12 protein-coding genes are annotated in these 14,512 nt (G+C 62.0%); 4 read left to right on the forward strand and 8 right to left on the reverse strand.

Annotated features, from left to right (window positions below; genetic code table 11):
* The first annotated feature begins 466 nt into the window (after positions 1–466).
* The 4 genes from QMZ16_RS05245 (at position 467) to QMZ16_RS05260 (ending at position 6,014) form a co-directional block, all read left to right on the forward strand.
* The gene (locus QMZ16_RS05245; protein WP_147100010.1) at positions 467–2,065 is read left to right on the forward strand and encodes an AAA family ATPase; all 1,599 of its coding nucleotides are present in this window, start codon (positions 467–469) and stop codon (positions 2,063–2,065) included.
* A 7-nt stretch (positions 2,066–2,072) separates the two neighbouring features.
* The gene (locus QMZ16_RS05250) at positions 2,073–3,137 is read left to right on the forward strand and encodes a UvrD-helicase domain-containing protein (protein WP_246133124.1); all 1,065 of its coding nucleotides are present in this window, start codon (positions 2,073–2,075) and stop codon (positions 3,135–3,137) included.
* Positions 3,138–3,159: 22 nt separating this feature from the next.
* Entirely contained in the window at positions 3,160–4,836 is a 1,677-nt protein-coding gene (locus tag QMZ16_RS05255; protein ID WP_282602409.1) for a hypothetical protein, read from the forward strand.
* A 215-nt stretch (positions 4,837–5,051) separates the two neighbouring features.
* Complete coding sequence (locus QMZ16_RS05260) at positions 5,052–6,014, forward strand: SOS response-associated peptidase (RefSeq protein WP_282602410.1); 963 nt, start codon at positions 5,052–5,054, stop codon at positions 6,012–6,014.
* Between the two features lie 169 nt (positions 6,015–6,183).
* Here QMZ16_RS05260 and QMZ16_RS05270 read toward each other — a convergent pair whose 3' ends face one another.
* The 8 genes from QMZ16_RS05270 to QMZ16_RS05305 all read right to left on the reverse strand — a co-directional run bounded on the left by QMZ16_RS05270 (position 6,184) and on the right by QMZ16_RS05305 (position 14,500).
* Positions 6,184–6,435, reverse strand: a complete 252-nt coding sequence (locus QMZ16_RS05270; RefSeq protein WP_147100346.1) for a hypothetical protein — start codon at positions 6,433–6,435, stop codon at positions 6,184–6,186.
* On the reverse strand, positions 6,435–7,109 hold the full coding sequence (locus tag QMZ16_RS05275) for a D-Ala-D-Ala carboxypeptidase family metallohydrolase (RefSeq protein WP_282602412.1): 675 nt from the start codon (positions 7,107–7,109) through the stop codon (positions 6,435–6,437). Before QMZ16_RS05275 ends, QMZ16_RS05270 begins: the two co-directional genes overlap by 1 nt.
* A gap of 95 nt (positions 7,110–7,204) precedes the next feature.
* Entirely contained in the window at positions 7,205–7,492 is a 288-nt protein-coding gene (locus tag QMZ16_RS05280) for a DUF6127 family protein (RefSeq protein ID WP_271890176.1), read from the reverse strand.
* Positions 7,489–8,565, reverse strand: a complete 1,077-nt coding sequence (locus QMZ16_RS05285) for a DUF2793 domain-containing protein (RefSeq protein ID WP_282602413.1) — start codon at positions 8,563–8,565, stop codon at positions 7,489–7,491. Before QMZ16_RS05285 ends, QMZ16_RS05280 begins: the two co-directional genes overlap by 4 nt.
* A 19-nt stretch (positions 8,566–8,584) precedes the next feature.
* The gene (locus tag QMZ16_RS05290; protein WP_282602414.1) at positions 8,585–12,550 is read right to left on the reverse strand and encodes a glycoside hydrolase/phage tail family protein; all 3,966 of its coding nucleotides are present in this window, start codon (positions 12,548–12,550) and stop codon (positions 8,585–8,587) included.
* Between the two features lie 11 nt (positions 12,551–12,561).
* The gene (locus tag QMZ16_RS05295) at positions 12,562–12,993 is read right to left on the reverse strand and encodes an NlpC/P60 family protein (protein WP_282602415.1); all 432 of its coding nucleotides are present in this window, start codon (positions 12,991–12,993) and stop codon (positions 12,562–12,564) included.
* Positions 12,993–13,877: a DUF2163 domain-containing protein gene (locus QMZ16_RS05300; RefSeq protein ID WP_282602416.1), complete on the reverse strand. Its 885-nt coding sequence runs from the start codon at positions 13,875–13,877 to the stop codon at positions 12,993–12,995. Before QMZ16_RS05300 ends, QMZ16_RS05295 begins: the two co-directional genes overlap by 1 nt.
* Positions 13,874–14,500, reverse strand: coding sequence for a DUF2460 domain-containing protein (locus tag QMZ16_RS05305; RefSeq protein ID WP_282602417.1), 627 nt, complete (start codon positions 14,498–14,500; stop codon positions 13,874–13,876). The genes QMZ16_RS05300 and QMZ16_RS05305 overlap by 4 nt, the downstream gene beginning before the upstream one ends.
* Positions 14,501–14,512: the final 12 nt, after the last annotated feature.

The raw sequence follows: 14,512 nt of genomic DNA on the forward strand, positions 1-14,512 counted from the left end.
GGGGTAGAGCAGCCCGGTAGCTCGTCAGGCTCATAACCTGAAGGTCGCAGGTTCAAATCCTGCCCCCGCAACCAAAAATAACAAATAAATCAAATGCTTGGATGCCGACCGAAATGGTCAGGCATCCCAATCCCCGTTTTACATCAACGCCACATCAACGTTTGAAGAGACGGGTGGCAGAACCGTACGACGCCTTGGCTCTCAATGCCGCTGATAGTTCGCCTTCGATACTACCACCTCAGCAAAGATTCGTGCGGTCATTGGGCTGATGCTGACCAAACCGACACGCGGGATCGAGGCGGGCCAGTAAAGCTACGGGTGGACTGACCTCGTAGAAGGTCGCCCGACCCCAATTTCGTATCCAGCTTTTTTCTGGGCAGCTAGACTTGGCTAAGCCGCACCGGCCCTTGCAGACTTTGCTTAAGCTGTGCCTCATGGCAGCGTATGCGGCAAAGGGAGACGCGGTTTGTTCATCCAACGGGCGGTAATCAGAAACTACCGCTGCCTTAAGCAGGCAAACGTCACCTTCAATGACAAATTGAACGTCATTGTCGGAAACAACGAGTGTGGCAAATCCACCCTCCTTGAAGCGATCCACCTGGCGCTTACCGGTCAACTCAACGGCCGTCCTCTCCATATTGAACTCCATCCATATCTGTTCAATGTCGATCTCGTTCTTGAGTACATCGAAGCGCTGAAGGCGGGTCTTGCGCAGGCACCGCCATCGATCCTAATTGAGGTGTATCTCGCCGACGATCCGGCCCTTGCGAAGCTCAAAGGCAACAACAATACTCTTGGCCTTGACCTTCCCGGCGTGGCGCTCCTCATTGAACTCAACCCGGCGCACGCAGAGGACTTTGCTCAGTACGTCTCCGACCCTTCGGAAATTCGTACGGTGCCAGTGGAGTACTACTGGATCAAGTGGAGGGACTTCGCCGAGAACGACGTTCTAAATTCGCGCGGCATTCCACTTCGCTCAAGCCTGATCGATGCAAGCACAATCAAGAACAACTCGGCAGCTAGCCGCTACGTTATCGACATCGTGAAGGAGAGCCTTACCTCGAAAGAGAAGGTGGATCTCGCGCTGACTTATCGGCTCATGAAGGATCGCTTTCTTGAAGAGCCGAAGGTCAAGACGATCAACGACGCCCTAGCAGAAAAGAAGGGGAAGATCAGCGACAAGGTTATCTCGGTTTCCCTCGACACGTCCGCTCGGGCGAACTGGGAGGCTGGAATTATGCCTCACCTGGACGATATTCCTTTGTCACTCGTAGGGAAAGGCGAGCAGAATTCGGTCAAGATTAAGCTCGCGATGGAGACGTCGGCAAAATCCCACATTATCCTGATTGAGGAAGCTGAAAATCACCTCTCCTACGCTGGCCTCAACGAACTAATCGGCCACATTGCGGCTAACGCTGGTTCGCGACAGATATTCATCACGACGCACAGCAGCTTTGTTCTCAACAAGCTTGGCGTGGAGTCCGTACTTTTGTTCCTCCGCGGCGAGGGTGTGCGCCTGACCGACCTGAAGGATAAGACTACACAGGACTATTTTATGAAGCTGCCGGGGCACGACACGCTGCGGCTCATCCTTGCGAAGCGTTCGATCCTCGTGGAGGGGCCGTCAGACGAGTTGATTGTCCAACGCGCCTACCAGATGAAGCACGGCAAGATGCCGCTGGAGGATGGGGTTGATGTGATTTCTGTGAATTCGCTTGCCTTTAAACGCTTCCTCGAAATCGCAATCCTCCTAAATAAGACAGCCGATATCGTGACCGACAACGATGCTGATGTCGCTGCGTTGGAAAGAAAATATGCCGACTACCTGAACTCCGACATCGTCAAAATCCAATACGATAAAGACGAAACCGCCCACACGCTTGAGCCCCAGCTCGTGAAGAAGAACGGCTTGGCGACGATCAACGCTGTCCTCGGCAAGAAATTCGCGGATGAGGCAGCCGCTATCGAACACATGGTCAAACACAAAGCTGAGACCGGTCTTAAGTTCTTCGAAACAGACGTGGAGTGGTCGCCTCCGGACTATATCGCCCGTGCCGTGCGCTAATCGCATTGTGATATCCGCCGCCGGAGGCGGAAAGACCACGCGAGTCGTCGATCAGGCGCTAGCGTGGGAACAGGGGCAGGGAGCAACCGCCCTGATCACCTATACACGCAATAATGTCCGTGAAATTCAGCTCAAGGCCTATGAACGCGTACGCACCATTCCCTCCCATTTGGAAGTTATCTCGTGGTACTCGTTTCTGCTGCGGGAGCTTGCCCGTCCCTATCGTTCAGCCATGCACGCGAGTCGGGTTGATGGCATCCACTGGGTTGAAGGAAAGTCGGTCCCCTACATTCCGGCGGCACGGATCAGCGACCACTACTTCCTCGATGGCTCTCGGATATATTCAGACAAGATTGCGAAGTTCGTTTGCGAGTGTGATCGACGATCAGGTGGTGCGATCATGCGACGACTGAAGCAACGCTTCAGCCACATCATCATCGACGAGATCCAGGACATGGCCGGGTACGACCTCGATCTCTTGGAGTTGATATTAAGAGCGGGCGTTTCAGTCACCTTCGTCGGTGACCACCGACAGGCCACATTTGCCACGAACAACGCGTCGAAAAACAAAGCGTTTGCTGGTCCGGCCATCATCAAGAAGTTCGAGCTGTGGAAAAAGGAGGGGCTCGTTGCGATCGAGCACGAAGCCCACACATACCGCTGCAACCAAGCCATTGCGAACTTGGGCGACAGCTTTTTCCCGGACGAGCCGAAGACAATTTCGTGCAACCACAAGCTGACGGGACACGACGGATTGTTTCTCGTCTCAAGCGCTGACGTGGGTGACTACATAACGCGGTTCGCGCCACAGGTGCTTCGGTATTCCGCTGCGACCAAGTGTGATTCTAACGAAGCTATGAATTTCGGCGAGTCAAAGGGCCTCACCTTCGATCGGGTCTTGATCTACCCGCACGGGCCAGCTCGCAAATGGCTCGCGTCGGGCGACATCAGTCATGTAGCAAAATCCGCGACGAAAATGTACGTGGCCGTCACACGCGCTCGATACAGCGTGGCCTTCGTATACGACGGAAAGGTTTGCAGCGTCGCCGCTACCAAATGGGTGCCAGCATGACCCAAGCTTTTAGACGGCAAGAATGACCGAAAAATCTGTGACACAGTTTGCTCTCGATCACGAACGCCTCGCTTCGGCGAACGACGGTTTCGAAGCGGGACCGACCTTCAATGCATGTCTGAATGCCCATGGAATGTATGAAACAATGCGGTTCGTGCTGCGCTTAAGTCCACGCAATCATGAACTTATGGAGAGGATCGAGTCGAACGAATTTGATGCAAGCGCCGCTCCAGCTGATTTAATTCAGGCTTACTCGACTTACATTCACGAGACCATTCATTGGTGGCAGCATGTCGGATCCACATCGGGTCTGCTGTTCAGCCTCAGCTACCTTGCTCAATGTCATTCAAGCATGGGTGAGCTCAAGGAGGTGCTCGCCACAATCGGTGCCAAAAAGCCCCTGAAAGGCTATACGGACCAGATGCTTCTGAAAGAGGGGCACTCGGCACAGGCAAAGCTTGCAGCGGCTAATGCGGCCGTGAACAACGCTCTCGACGTCGAGTACTACAAATACTACGCCTATGAGCCTCGTGAGAACATTCATTGGATGATCGAGGAAAATCACTTCGAGTCAGTGGGGCACGGATATTTCATCGTCTACGGCCAGCTCGTGGGTATGATCGCCGATGCGATTGACCCGGAGTTCAAAATTCTGCCCAAAATGTCTGAATGGGATGCCGAGGTGCAGCGTCTCAATGCCGCTCAGCATGAGGGGTTTTACTGGCGCTCGCCGGTTCGCTTGCCTGCTACTGGCATGCGCGCGATCTATGAGGGGCAAGCAAGATTCATCCAGCTCCAATTCCTGAACAACACGCAGGAGGAGCCACTCTTAGTCACCGATCTGCGCGATATGGGGTATTTTTCGGGAGTCTATGTCGAAGCCTTCGAGCGCTTCCTCGAGCTTGCCGATGCGGAATGGCCGGAGCATTTGGATGATCCGCTGATCGGGTTGTTCCTGCTTGTGTGCGACCTATCGATCAATCCGACGCGTGGGTTGCCTCTGGATGTAACGAGTTTCGAGGATCTGATACTTGACGTGGATGTTGGTGTCCGCTTCACGAAGCTTTGCTTTTGCGTGAAGGAGCTGCCGCACTTGAAGCGGTCCATCACCGAATACTCTAGGGAGGAGTACGTCGTTGTATCCGGGGAACTGACGAAAGCTGCGGGGTACGACCACCCCATGGAGGGGCTGAGCGCTGTCTTGAAATGGCTTGAAAAGGCTCCGGGCCTTCCCAAGCTGATGGAGGAGTATCGCACGTTCGAGTACGAGCCCATGAATCTCCCGATCAGGGTGTTCCTCTCCCACTTCGTCGCGCTGTGCCAGGATAAGATGGAGCACCCCGAGTTCTTCTGTTGGCCCGGCGCCTACCTGGCAGGTGACAAGAACAAGAAGGAAGTGCGCGACGTATGGCTGCGCCATCTGTCGCTGTTCAGCGATCGGGGCGACAAGGAGGGCGTTTATCCAAGGAGGTGGACGAACCGCACGGAGAAGGCTGTCATGGATACCTTTCAGCGCTTCTACAGCACGATGGCTCTCTATGATCTGACTAGGCAGTGGCTCCTTAAAGACGGCCCCTTTGTCTGCGACTTCCGTTGGTTGTTCGAGAACTATGATCAGACGCAAGCGGAGGCGTGGGGGAACGAATCATTTAAGAAGCTGTATGGAGTCGCTCTAGACGACTTTGAGCTTGTCCAATGATCAGAGCGGAAGTTGGTCATGTCTAGAAGCGTTTGAGCGAATCACGTCAGCGGGCGACATCGGCCAATTGCGCCGCGCGTTGTTTGAGTAGTCGCTTGTACAGTTTTGCTGTGAGCGCCATGCCGCAATGCCGACAGTCGGCTTCCCGAGCTAATTCCTGTATTCGCGGGGTTCTTACTTGCTTTGATCTACTTGTTCTGCATTTGTTCTCGCCTATGACGCGCCGCAGCACACCTCAAGCCAAGATCGACGATTCGGCCTTCCCGGTCCGGGTGTTGATCTGCGTACCGGAGATGGGTTTTGGCCGCTGGTCCGATGCGCTGCATGAGTGGCTGGCGACTCGGATCGGCAGGGGAAACTATGCCTGGCATGGTGGCGGGCGCGGCGGCACGCGGGACCGGATTGCACTCTATTTCCGTGAACCGGATGCGGCCAGCGCCTGCCTGACCGCCTTTCCGGATCTGGAACTGGCTGACGGAACCTGCCTGCCGGGCTACAGTTCACCCTATCTGCCCTTTGGCCGTTCCGAGGACGACGATACCGTGTGCAATCTTTATAATCAGACCACCACGCAGGAGGCGATGCGCCAGCTTTTCAGTGGGCTGACCATGACTGACCGAGCGGGCAATGTCGCGCCGGGCAAGGTCTATCCGGATCAGCTGGCTCCGATCGTCCGCCATGATGGCAATTCGCTGGAATTGGTGAAGGCACGGTGGGGGATGCCATCGCCGCCTTCTGTCCTGAAGACCCAGCGGGATCCAGGCGTCACCAATGTCCGCAACCTGACCTCGCCACATTGGCGGCGCTGGTTCGGCCCCGCGCATCGCTGCCTGGTGCCGGTCACGGCTTTCGCCGAGCCGATCAAGGGCGGCAATCAGTGGTTCGCGACCTCGGAAGCAGAGACGCCGATGTTCTTCGCCGGGATCGAGGTCCGTGGCTGGACTTCGGTCCGGAAGGTGAAGGATGGCGAAACCACCGACGATCTCTATGCCTTTCTGACCTGCGCGCCCAGTGCCGAGGTGAAATCTGTGCATCCGAAAGCCATGCCGGTCATCCTGACCGATCCCCGGGATTGGGAGACCTGGCTTTCGGCGCCGATCGAAATCGCCAGCAAGCTGCAACGCCCGCTGCCGGATGGCGCATTGGCGCTGGTGGATGCCCCGGCCGAGGCGTCCTGACATCGGCGATCAGCCCGCACACACCCGCGCCTGCGCGCGCATGACAGCGTAATCCGCCATCATCCCGACTAGAACGGCATCGTCGGGCAGCGCCTCCAACTCCGCCGCCGCCCTGTCGCGCGCGGCCTGATCGTAAGCGACCACCGGCGAGCAGATCGCGCCGCCCCGATCAGAACCGTCCGTCGCGCAGGCGCTCAGCAAGCTCGTCGCGATCACGAGGGCGGTTGCTGGCTGCCTCCAGCATGCGGCGTTGGATGTCATTCTGTCGCTCCATCTGTTTCAGGCGTTCGGCGTGGCGGCCGGCGGTTTCGCCTGCCCGCCGCAGGTTGATGAGGAAAAGCAGGACCGCGCCGATCAGCGCGGCCCCGATGATCAGACGCCGCGCCCAGTGCGACGCCAGCAGCGCAACGAGGGCGCCCATCACCGTCTTCCCCGGTTCCAGTCGTCGAGCCTGGCCCAGACGGTCAGGCCGATCCCGGCCAGCGCCATCGCGATGAAGGCCCAGCGCAGAGTGTCGAGATAGGGGATCAGCGGCTCGATGGCCGATTGCGCATCGCCGAGCGCGTCCTGAGCAATTTCGATGCCTGCCGCTCCGACGGTGGCAATCCCGGCCGCGCCGCTGCCCTTCATGGTCCGGCTGTCGGCCAGATGTTCCCGCGCCGGTGGCTGATCCTCGGCGAAGGGGATGGCGCGGGCCGGGAAGGGATCGCCCCAGCGCCGTGCGGGGCCAAGATCGATATGCATGAAGCCCGAGCGGGGATAGCTGCCGAAACCCAGAAAGCCCTCAGCTCGCGCTGCCTTTTCGAATTTGGTCGGATCGTGATTGGCCATGGAGATGTCGAAGGCCGCGCCTTCCAGGTGCTTCGAACGTTTGGCGCCACGCACCCGGGCATTGTGCTCGGGGCTGCGATAGGCCGAGTTCACGATCAGCGGCTTGCCGACGCGGGTGCGCAGCGCCTGCAGCCGGTCGAGGGCTGCGTCATGGATCAGGATCGATCCGGTGCCCCGGCAGGCGATCTCGGCTGGCGAGAAGTTCGGCCAGCGCCAGCTGTCATTCGGCACGTCGCGCCAATGGCGATAATAGCGGGTGGTCATGGATCTCCTCCGGATATGAAAAAAGCCCGCCGGAAGGGCGGGCCGTGGGGTGAATGGGTCTGCGAGGGGTGCGGCGGCGATTACCGTCCAGTGCGTCAGCCGCCCTCGCCGAAGAGTTTCAGCTTCAGGGCAATCCCGGCCAGCAGGGTCAGTATCAGACCGGCGGTCAGCATGCGGATCACGGTCTGGGCAGCGGTGCGACGCATCAGGCGGATGCCTTCCAGCAGCGCCCGCAGGTCACGGATATCGAGGGCCGCTTCCCTGCCATCGAGACCGGCATCGACAAGGGCGCGGCGCGCGCCTTCCTGCGCGGCGCGCGCCAGCAGTTCCTCGAATTCGCTCTCGCTCATCTGCAGCATGTCGTCGAGACGTTTGGGTGTCATCCGATCTTCGCTCCCCAGAAGGTGGTATGGTCGGCGGCGAAATACCCATCCGCCGCCCGGAACGTGCCCTGCAGCGCGACGGTATCGCCCGCGTCCAGCGGGACCATGGTCTGTAGCCAGAGGGCGGTCGCCTCGGACACATGCGCGCCAGAAATCTCGCCCTGCGATCCCCGAATTTCCGTGGATCCGTTCAGCACCAGCCGCCCACGCATCCGGGCGTTGCCGCTGGCATTGATCTTGAAAAGCAGCGAGGCGCCGAAGAGATAGGTTCCGGCGACCGGCGCCACGAAGCCATTGGTGCCCGCGTCGAAGCAGCCCTGATCGTTATACTCCGCGATGTTGATCCCGAGCGTCGTCCAGGTATCGGTGGCGACATAGTTGTCGTAATTCGTCCACGCCTTGAAGCGCGGCAGGTTCGGCTGATCCACGATGCCCGTCGCCGGGTCGACGCCCAGCGCATCGCGGAAACTGGCCCCGTCCGGCGAGACCGCAAGGCGCAGCTGGTCAGATCCGAAGAGGCCAATCAGGGCCCGGGTCGAAAACCCGGTCTGCAGGATCAGCCCGGCATCGTCCGTACCCGTTTCCCGGTTCAGGGTCTGGGTCAGATCGCCGCTGCCGCCATCGGCGGCGTAAAGGGCTGTCCAGAGGGCGCTGTTAAGCTTGGCCGAGAAGGGCGAACCCGCGCTCGCCGCCATGCCGATGCCGAGCCGGGTCAGATCGTCGAGGGTGGTCGGGATGACCGGCTGCCAGCCCGTGCCATTCCGGACCAGCAGAACTCCCTCATCTTCGACCCATGCCCGCCAGCCGTCGCGCGGCGGCAGGCGCAGCCAGTCACCGTCGGTCCAGAGGGCCACGTTCAGATCCCACCCCGCCCAGCCGCCGGTCGCGCCAGAGGCGACGATATAGCGGTCGCCATCGGCGGGGCTAGCGGGTGGCGCGGTCAGTACCCGGCTCTTCACGGAAAGCTGGACCAGCCCGTCCAGCAGGCGCAGGGCCTCGTTATGGGTGACGTGTTTCTGGGCCTGTGCTGCCATGAGATATGGCAGCAACAGGTTTGTCGTGCTGTCGGGCATCGTGATCTTCCGGGTTAGTTCAGAGATAGAGTGTGGTGGTGATTGCCGCGCCGCGCCCGATACGGGCGGAAAGCTGGCAGATGCGGATGCTCAGACTGTCGCCCGGGGCCAACAGCCCGCCGAAATCCGCCACCTGATCTGCGCCGCGATAGGTGACGGAGGTGGTGCTGGATTCGAGGCCGCGCCGGACGGTCGCACCATCCAGGATCTCGACCGACCATGCCTCTCGTTCTTCCGCCATCGGCACCTCCATCCCCTGCCAGCTGTCGGCAGCGAGGCTGCGGGAGCGCCGTGTCCATCGGATCACCAGATCACCGGGCACATGCGGGCGGCGCCATGGCTGGCCGACATGCACTGGCGATAAGGGCCGTAGCCCCTCACCTTCGGGCGTGAAGGCGAGGGCGGTGAAGGTGTCGTTGCTGACCGGATGGCGGGCGGGCCCGATGCGCCAGTTGAACGGGATGTCGAGATCGCCCTCGGGGATCGGCAGCGGGGTCAGCGCCTCGTTCAGCAGCACCACCCGCGCCCCGGCCGGGGTCGGATTGCCCATGGACTGCTCGGTGCCGCGCTGGCCGCGCAACAGCCGGGTCAGGCGGTATCGCCCCGGTGCGATCAGCTCGGCATGGCCCGCCTGGACGATCTCCCAGCGCCCTGGCCCGGATTCGACCGCCATTGCATTCGCGCCACCGAACAGCGCCAGATCGCCGACGCTCTCCAGCTGGCCACTTGCGAGATCGATTATCAGGACATTGCCCATGTCGAGGCGCGATGTCGGACCGGGCCAGAGATCGGCGGCCAGACGCCCCATGTTCGCGCGGCGGCGAACTGTCGTCACAAGTTCAAACCCGTCGCTGCCGGGGCTGCGATAGATGGCCAGTGCGCCGGGCCATGGTTTTGCCGTCGCGGCGATCAGCGGTTGATGCGCGGGAACGTCATCGCGCAGCTGTGGCAGATCGAGAATGACAACTTCCGGCGGCCCAAATGTCACCGCACGGGTAAGGGTGGCAGGTCGTTCCGCGCCGGGCGGCAGGTCATAGGCCTCGCGGTCCTGCCGCACCGCTTCGATGCCGCGCGCTTCGGCATCGGCAATGGCGGTCAGCCGGAATTGTTGGGCGCGTCCGTCGTGATCCAGTGCGATGACATCCGCTGGGTCCAGCGCCAGTTTCGAGGGCGGCAAGCGAAACACCGCGCTTTCGCGTCCTGCCCAGGCTTCCTGCAGGGCGCGACGGCAACGACGCTCGGCCTCTTCCGGCGGCACCGCCATCGGAAAACTCTCCGAAGCGATGCGGCTGGTGTCCACGGTGATGCGCGACGCCTCGACCAAGGCGGCATCGTAATCCTCATCGGCCCGGGCCACCTGCCACTTCAGCGCCTGCGGCAGTTCGGTTTCCTGGGCCCGGGTCAACTCGATCGCTTCGCCGTCGGTATTGCCCGCGACCAGATCGTCAGGGGTGATGGTGGCGACAGGTGCTCGGCCGCGCATCACAAATCGGATTACTCCCTCGCTCTCCACCGCGTCAAACCCGAAATGCCGCGCCAGCGTGGTGAGCGAGGCGCGCGGGCTTTCCAGCGCGGTGATGGCATAGCCCTCCGCGGCGCCCCAGAGGCCGGAGACATCGATGCGGGATTCCGGCAGCCCGGCGCGACGGCAGAGATGACGGACAAGGGCCGCCAATGATACCGCGCCCAACCGTCCGGTCAGCCAGTGTCCCAGCCGCCAGTTGGCGCCATCGGTCCAGACATCGCCCAGCGCCGGAAAGAACGGGTAGGGTCGGGCATCCCAGGTCCAGGCGGCGCATTCGCCGACCTCGACCATGCGGCCCGCATATTCCGTCGAGACCGGATTGTTGGCTGCCGTGCCCCAGAAGAGGTATGTCGCCTCCAGATAGGCCCGCTGAATGGCATCGTCGCGCCAGCCGCGCGAGAAATACGGCACGAAGCTTTCGGATGACTTCGGATCATAGAAGACATTCGGCTGGTTGGTACCCCGGTCGATGGCGGGGCAGCCCAGTTCGGTGAAACGGATCGGTTTGGACTGCGGCACCCATGCGGTCGGTGTCGCGGATTCCAGGCCGCCAGGACGGTCGTAATGGCGGTTCGACCACCACGACTGCAGGTCTTTGGGGCGGAAGACCCAGGGCTTGCTGTAAGCACCGTCGGTGATCGGGGTCCGGATCTGCGCTGCACGGTCGGCCTCGGAGGCATAGAACCAGTCGAACCCTTCGCCGCCCGCGATGTTGGACTGCAGATAGGCCCGGTCATGGACGGCGGGCCAGCCTGCCTGCGCGTCCAGATGATCGAAGCCGTCGCGCCAATCCGACAGTGGCAGGTAATTGTCGATGCCGGTGAAGTCGATGGCGGGGTCCGCCCAGAGCGGATCGAGGTGGAAATGGACATCGCCGCTGCCGTCTGGAGGCTGATGCCCGAAATATTCCGACCAGTCGGCGGCATAGCTGATCTTCGTGCCGGATCCGAGAATGGTACGGACATCGGCGGCAAGCGCCCGGAATGCCGCGACGGCCGGATAACTGTTCCCGCTTGCCCGGAGGGTGGTCAGGCCGCGCATCTCGGAGCCGATCAGGAAGGCATCGACGCCGCCCGCTGCGGCGCAGAGATGGGCGTAATGCAGCACCATCCGCCGCAGCCCATGATCACCCTGATCGCCGATACAGCGCACCTCGTCATTCGTGATGGTGAAACCGTCCACGCTGGCAGTACCGAAGAAAGCCGCGACCTGATCCCCGGCAGCCGTCGTCTTGTCGACGCTGCCTATTTGCCCAGCGGCAGGCGAACAGGTGATCCGTCCGCGCCATGGAAAAGCAGGCAGGCCGGTGCCAGCGGCATGGTCCGAATAAGGGTCCGGCAGGGCATTGCCCGGTGGGACATCCATCAGGATGAAAGGATAGAAGGTGACCCGCAGCCCTCGTGCCTTCATCTCCCGGATGGCCTGCACCACCGCGAAATCCGCAGGCGTGCCGCCATAGACGGGACGATCTTCCTGATTACGGCTGACCAGATGCGCCTGATCGCGCGAAATGCCGCTGACTGACCAGAGGTGCGGCGTGCTCGCCTTCTCGGCCACCTCGACGCCGGGCCGGAGGGCGCAGTGGCCGCAGCGCAGATCGTTGCCGAACCAGGCGACGACGAGGCTGACGCTTTCGACCTTTGGCGCCATGGCCTGGAGCCGGTCCAGCGCCACGATCATGTCCGGGCTGCCAGGCGCCGCATTCAGGTTCTCGGCCGCGCTGTCGCCCTTGCCGCCTTTGCGGATAGCTTCGGTGGCATAGGTGAATTCGCCCGAGGCCGGGATCAGGGTCACGGCGCGGGACAGCCCTTCTGCCGTGTCGGGATCGGCAAGGGGGCGAAAGACCTCAAACGACAGCTGCGGCAGGCGATTGCCGTAATCGCTCAGCGGCAGATCCTCGAAGACAACATAGGCCGTGCCGCGATACGCAGGCGTCGCGTTGGTCCCCATCGTGGCGGCGATGAACGGGTCCGGGTCCTGTGTCTCGCTGCCCGGATACCAGCGCCAGGTGAGGCCGGATGTGTCCAAAGGCTTGCCATCGGCCCAGATGCGGCCGATGCCGGTGATCTCGCCCTCGGCCAGTGCCACGGCGAAAGACGCATAATAGAGATATTCGGTGGTCTCAACCTTGGGCCCGCCGCCCTTGCCGCCGCCCTGCCGGCTGGTCCGTGTCTCCTCGCGAAAGTCGGTGGCCCAGATGATATTGCCGCCGATTCGCATGCGGCCGAAGACGCGCGGAATGACCGCGCCCTCGGTCGAGGCGGTGATGCGCAGATTGTCGAGCCGGGCACCTTCGATGCGCTGGGCCGGGGCGAGCGAGGAGACGATCCAGCTGTCCACGGCCGCGCCGATGGTGGAGCCGATCATGCCGCCGATGGCAGCACCGGAAAATCCGAGGATCGCGCCGCCGAAGCCACCGCCAATCGTGGCGCCGACCGAGGCCAGAACAAGGGTTGCCATTTGGGAAAACCTCAGGAGGCAGGAAACAGAAAGGCGAAGGCGACGCGGCGGCGCCAGGCGGAGGTCAGGGGTTCTTCGATCACGCCCAGCCGCTCATAGGCATGGATGAAGCGGTCCGGCGCGGTCAGAATGCCGACATGTTTGGCGATGGCGCCAGGGCGCATGCGGAACAGGACCAGCGCGCCGGGTCCGGCATCCGCGACCGGAAGTTCGATCATCATCTGCCGCGCGCCGTCCGCCAGCACTTCGCGGGTGCCCGTCTCGCCCCAGTCGCGGCTATAGGGCGGGATTGGGAATGGTTCGTCGCCGACCAGTTCGCGCCAGACGCCGCGCGCCAGCCCAAGGCAGTCGCAGCCGACGTTTTTGAGACTGGCCTGATCGTGATAAGGCGTGCCGAGCCAGCTGCGCGCGGCGGCGATGACGCGGTCCGGATCGGCGGACATCACAGCACACCGCCATCATGCCCACCGTCCGATGAGGCATAGCGCAGGATGGTGTCCTGGCCGGGGATGTGCGGAAAGCCCCGGAAGTTCACCACATTCCCGAACGTCTGTGCGCAGGTGGCGATGCGTTTATCGCAGCCGGCGTGGATGATGAAACCGTCGCCTGCGCCGATGGGTCGGATCGGCGCTTCCAGCAAGGTCAGTACCGCCACGCCATCGCTGCGGTCATGGGCCAGAACCTCCGCGCGGCGACCGGAATTGGGGCCGGATGTCCATTCCAGCGTGCCGAAGCGGAACCAGCCGGGCACGAAACCGCCGAGCCCGGAGGCGGTAAAGGCCCGGTCGCGAAGGCTGTCGATCACGGCGCCGCTTCCCAGATAGGCCGGATCTTCCAGATCGACCCCGCAGCGGGCATCGCCCAGCGCGGCATCGCAGCTCGCCTGAAACGTCCGGCCGACGGTTTGGCCGAGAATATGCGACATCGAGCGGATCTCGGCCACGAAGGCGTGCCGCCCGCGACGGATCTGACCGATGGCGCCGCGTCGCATCAGCACGCGCTGCGCAGGGTTGTCCCAGTTCACGCGCCAGAGTTCGACCTCGGCATTGTCCCAGCGCCCGTCCAGAATATCGGCCTCGGTGATCCGGTCCGAGCGCAGTGCGCCTGCGGCATCTTGGGCGTCCACCGAGAGATCGGCACCGGCGCGGATCTCGCTCGCCGTCAGCCCGCTTTCCGGTTCGAATTCGGTGCCATCGAAGGCAAGCACCCGGTCGTGATCGGTAAAGCCGAAAGCCACGCCATCGGCGCGGGTGATGCGCCAGCACCAGGCCAGTGTCGTGGTGCCGCTGTCGAGATGGGCCTGCAATGCGGGCGGGATATTCTTCATCGCCGGATTTCCAGCAGGGGAATGGAGGTGATCGAACCCAGCCGTTCGATATCCAGCGTCACATCCAGCACATCGCTGTCGAAGCGCACCGGCACATCGAATTCGAACCCGGCGGTGATGGCGATGTCGGTTGAGGGCGCGGTCTCGAAATTGACGACGCCGGTCTTCGGATCGACCGACCAGCCGACGGGCTGCGGGACACCGTTCAGGGCGATCTGGACCGTTCCGGCGATCGGCTTGGTGATGGCCCGTGCCCAGCTCTGGCCGCCCGAGGCATAGCGTTTGACCAGTTGAAACCCTGTCGCAACACCATCGCCGGTTCCAATCAGCTGATCCATCGGCGACGACATCTGCGAGGGCAGGCAGGACCGGTGATCGGCCCAGTCCTTGAAGCGAAAGCCGTAAAGCCTGCCGTTCCGCGCCTCGAAAAAGGCGACCACCGCCGCCAGATCGTCAGCGCGGCGGATGCCGTAGCTGACGTCAAAGCGGCGGCGCGAATTGGCCCAGCTGGCATTGCGTTCTTCATCGCCCGACGCCAGTTCGACGATCTGGGTGCGCCGCTCCGGCCCGCCCCGCGCGCCGCGACTGATATTGTCCGGAAACCGTACCTCGTGAAATGCCATGTTCTGATCTCT

The organism is Paracoccus sp. PARArs4 (assembly GCF_947311865.1).
GTDB classification, from domain to species: Bacteria; Pseudomonadota; Alphaproteobacteria; order Rhodobacterales; family Rhodobacteraceae; genus Paracoccus; species Paracoccus zeaxanthinifaciens.